This is a genomic window from Novacetimonas hansenii JCM 7643, assembly GCF_000964405.1.
In the GTDB taxonomy this organism is placed as follows: Bacteria; Pseudomonadota; Alphaproteobacteria; order Acetobacterales; family Acetobacteraceae; genus Novacetimonas; species Novacetimonas hansenii.
This window is the reverse complement of record NZ_BANE01000121.1, coordinates 1-4,016: the sequence shown is the minus strand read 5'-3', so window position 1 is coordinate 4,016 and position 4,016 is coordinate 1. Positions and strand designations below refer to the sequence as shown.

4 protein-coding genes are annotated in these 4,016 nt (G+C 63.5%); all 4 read left to right on the top strand.

Translation table 11 applies throughout. The annotated features are described in order from the left end of the window. Positions 1-346, top strand: a 346-nt coding sequence (locus tag B7G66_RS09310) for a DUF3597 domain-containing protein (protein WP_048859132.1), incomplete at its 5' end; no start/stop codon positions are given. A gap of 195 nt (positions 347-541) precedes the next feature. After that, positions 542-1,606, top strand: a complete 1,065-nt coding sequence (locus tag B7G66_RS09305) for a CorA family divalent cation transporter (protein ID WP_003621879.1) — start codon at positions 542-544, stop codon at positions 1,604-1,606. A 260-nt stretch (positions 1,607-1,866) separates the two neighbouring features. Continuing rightward, a complete protein-coding gene (locus B7G66_RS09300) occupies positions 1,867-2,985 on the top strand; it encodes a lytic transglycosylase domain-containing protein (protein WP_003621882.1) in 1,119 nt (372 codons plus the stop codon). Positions 2,986-3,041: 56 nt separating this feature from the next. Then, a complete protein-coding gene (locus tag B7G66_RS09295) occupies positions 3,042-3,632 on the top strand; it encodes a peroxiredoxin (protein WP_003621884.1) in 591 nt (196 codons plus the stop codon). Positions 3,633-4,016: the final 384 nt, after the last annotated feature.

Here is a 4,016-nt window from a genome sequence, read left to right as displayed (position 1 = left end):
GGCAACGCCCGCCGCTGCCGCCCCCGCCGCGGGCGCTGCGGCCCCTGCTGCCGCGACCCCGGCCGCCCCGGCTGCTGCCCCCGTCGCCCCGGTTGATGTCAACGCGGTGCTGAGTGCGATGGCCGCGAAGAACCCGGAAAAGCTGAACTGGCAGACCTCCATCGTCGATCTGCTCAAGCTGCTGGGCCTCGACAGCTCCTTTGCCGCGCGCAAGGAACTGGCGGCGGAACTGCATTATACCGGTGACACGAACGACTCGGCCGCGATGAACATCTGGCTGCAGGCGCAGGTGCTGCGCAAGCTGGCGGAAAATGGCGGCAAGGTCTCTCCTGACCTGATGAAGTAATCTTCACGCCCGGCTTTGGGGCGGAACCGGGCGGCCCGCGCTGGCCATCCCGGTTCCGCCTTTTTTACGTACCCCGCCTTATGCCGCGTGCCCTGTCCCGTATGTCCGGCCGGGCCCCCGTCGCGTGCTGTTGCGCCGTTGGGGCCATCGTGCAAGATGGGGACGCCTGCCTGCGGCCTTCCGGATACAGCGCCCATGTCCGACATGTTTTCCCCTGTCCCGAACGCCCCCCTGCACGAGGCCGCCGCCCCGTTCCCCGAGGCGTTCCCCGAGGCGGACGGCCTGGTATGGGCCATCGCGTGCCGTCCCGGTCACAAGCCGGAGAAGCTGGATGCAGGACAGGTCGCGCATGCGCTGGCCGGGGGTGCGCCCCCGCTGCCTGATGCGTGGGTATGGCTGCATTACGATATCGTCCACAGCGCCACGCGCGCCCGCGTGCAGGAGATCCCCTGCCTGCCGGAAGAGGCGCGCGAGGCGTTGGGCAATATCGACCGTGGCACCCGGCTGGAGGTGGAAGGCGACATCGTGTACGGTGCGCTGCCCGGTTTTGACGACAGCATGTCCGAAGATGACAAAAACCTGTCGGCATGGCGGTTTGCGGTGCTGCCGGGCCTGCTGATCACCACCCGCCGCCAGCCGGTGCCGGCGCTGGGGCTGGTGTACCGTTATATGCAGCGGGGCGAGCCGTTTGCCTCCCCTGCGGAGGTGGTGGACCGCACGCTGCTGGAATTCGCGGATACGGTGCGGCGTAACATCGCGCTGCTTGACGATCACCTTGACCGGGCGGAAGACCTGCTGCTGACGCTGGACCAGCATACGGATTTCGGGCGCATCAGCGGCCTGATCGGGCGGGTGCGGCGACGTTCGACCGAACTGCGTCGTGTCATGTCCCCCGTCGACCGCATGTTCCGTAGCGAGGACCTCGAACTGCCCGAATGGGCGGAAGACGACCTGCGTGACCGTTCGCAGCGCCAGATTCACGCGGCCCTTGATGACCTGCTCGCCCTTCAGGACCGTGCGCGCTCGTTGCAGGATGAACTGGCGTCGGGGCAGGCGGAAGAGACGAACCGGCGGCTGTATACCGTGTCCATCGTGACGACGCTGATGCTGCCCGCGACGTTCGTGACCGGTTTCTTTGGCATGAATACCGGTGGCATGTTCCTGGCCGAAGGGCGCGCCGGCACGGTGGAGGCAGGGTGCATCTGCTTTTTGTTCATGGTCATTACGTGGCTGCTGCTCAAATTGATGAAGCTGCTATAGGGCGCGTACCGGGGCGGCCCATCCGGGTCCGCTTGCACAGGGCGGTTTGCACACGGCGTTTTTGCAAAGGGCGCTCTTGCACAGAGGGGGCTTGCGCAGGGGCGGGCTTGCACTGCGCTCCCGGTCATGGGGCACGCAGGGCAGGGCTGACGGCGTTGCATCGGTCCTGTGGGGTGGTGTACAAGGGGGCGCCGCCATTTCATCGCGATGGTGGACCCTTTCCGGCATGCCGGACCATCGCAACAGGATAACAGCGGCCCATGTCATCTTCGCTTCTGGCGGAAAATCCTGCCTGGCCCCTTTCGCGGTCATGTTCGCGGGCGGGGCGGTGGCTTTCGCTGGCGCTGCTGGTGGCGCTGGCGGCCTGCGCGGGTAAACCGCACGAGGCCGCGATGTCGGATGCGCAGATGATGCAGGAAGCCGACGCCTATCGCGCCCGCGCGCGCCAGAACTATACCCCGCCCGGTCCGCCAGAAGATCCGTGGGGGCCGTATATTACCGAGGCGGCGCAGCGTTTCGATGTGCCCGAACTGTGGATACGTGCGGTGATGCAGCGTGAATCCGGCGGGCAGCTTTTCCATAATGGGCAGTTCGTGACGTCGCAGCCCGGTGCAATGGGGCTGATGCAGCTCATGCCCCCCACCTATGACGAGATGCGCCGGCGTTACAACCTTGGGCCGGATGCCTATGAACCGCATGACAACATCATCGCCGGTACTTCGTACCTGCGCCAGATGTATGACATCTATGGCTCGCCGGGGTTCCTTGCGGCCTATAACAGCGGGCCGGGGCGTCTGGATGATTTCCTTGACCGCAGCCATACGCTGCCGCGTGAAACACGCGAATATGTGGCCTTTATCGGCCCGCGCATCGCCGGTGTGTCGCCGGTCAACCGTTCACAGGCCGACCTGATGATCGAGGCCAGGGCGCAGGCCCGCGCGCAGGCCCGCGCGCAGGGTAGCACCCGGCATGGGCGTGGCGGGCGGCAGGTGATCGGCGCGGACCAGCCATTGCAGGTGGCCGAGGCCCCGTCGGCTGAAAGCGCGGCCGTCCGTGCGGCATGGAGCGCGCGCGCCAGAGCAGGGCAGTTGCCGATGTCGGCGGTGGGCGCGCATCCCACCATCGTCATGGATGCCGCCAACTGGGCGGTGCAGGTCGGGGCCTACGGATCGCGCGGACAGGCGTTGCAGGCATTGCAGCATGCCCGCGCCAACGCCGCGCTGCATGGCGCGCGTGAACAGGTTGATTCGGTCACGGCGGGGCGGGGACGTGTCTATCGCGCCCGCCTGCTGGGCCTGTCGCATGCCAGCGCGTTGCAGGCGTGCCAGAAACTGGGCAGTCATGCCTGTCAGGTCATGGGACCGATTTCCGGGTCATGAGGGCACGACGCATGACGCATGACGCATGACGCACGATACATGACGGGATGAAGTGAATGAAATATTTCTACAGGCGTCCGCGATGGTCGTGGACAGGTATTATCGTGCCACTGGTGGGGGTTTTGTCCTTTGCCGGGATTGTCGCATGGTCCACCGCGCGCGCCGCCCTGCCCGCGGGCAGCAATGCGCCGATGTTCGTCGCCCCCGCCGCGCAGGCAGGCAAGGAGTTCAGCTTTCATCTGGCCGACGCGCTGCGTAACGGGCCGGTGGTGGTATATTTCTACCCCGCCGCCTTTACGCGTGGCTGCACCATAGAGGCACATGAATTCGCGGATGCGATGGACAGTTACCACGCACTTGGCGCCAGCGTGATCGGCGTGTCGATGGATGATCTCAAGACACTGGACCGTTTTTCCGTCAGCGAATGCCATGGCCGTTTCCCCGTCGCGTCCGATCCGTCGGGGTCGATTGCGCGGCTGTATGATTCACGCATGCCGGTGGTCCATTACGCCAGCCGCACGTCCTATGTCATCGCCCCCGATGGCAAAATCATCTTTACCTACAGCGCGCTTTCGCCTGACGAACATGTCCGTCGCACACTCGAGGCGATCAGGGCATGGCGCGCGGGACACGCCCCAGCCCCCTGAACACAGGAGATCGTTTGAAACGTCAGGACCAGCAACCGATTGAAACGGCAATGGTTTTTTTGAAGTTTTTTACGGCCCCGTGTAAAGGCGCTGCCTTTTTACAAACAGGCAGCGCCCGGACATCTCGATCATTCCCGAGCAGGCTGTTTGTAAAAACTGTCCCCATATCCCACTGGGATCCTGAAAGTTCTTGGTAAAGATTTTCCGAGACGTCCTGAAAATCGTCGCATTTTCAAAAGGTTAAAGTAACGTCTGGAATTTTCCTTTCCATTATCAAGGGGATGTTTTCAAACAGTTCCAGTAGATTCATGAATAAAAGAGTGTTTGAAAACAAAGCATTGATGAAAAAGAAAAGTTTTTGGGTGCCGCCTTTTGATCGAAATA

What these genes read in the sequence shown, in the direction of transcription:
- B7G66_RS09305 (WP_003621879.1), top strand. Translation starts at nt 542, where the DNA reads ATGTCCGACATGTTTTCCCCTGTCCCGAACGCCCCCCTGCACGAGGCC.
- B7G66_RS09295 (WP_003621884.1), top strand. Translation starts at nt 3,042, where the DNA reads ATGAAATATTTCTACAGGCGTCCGCGATGGTCGTGGACAGGTATTATC.
- B7G66_RS09300 (WP_003621882.1), top strand. Translation starts at nt 1,867, where the DNA reads ATGTCATCTTCGCTTCTGGCGGAAAATCCTGCCTGGCCCCTTTCGCGG.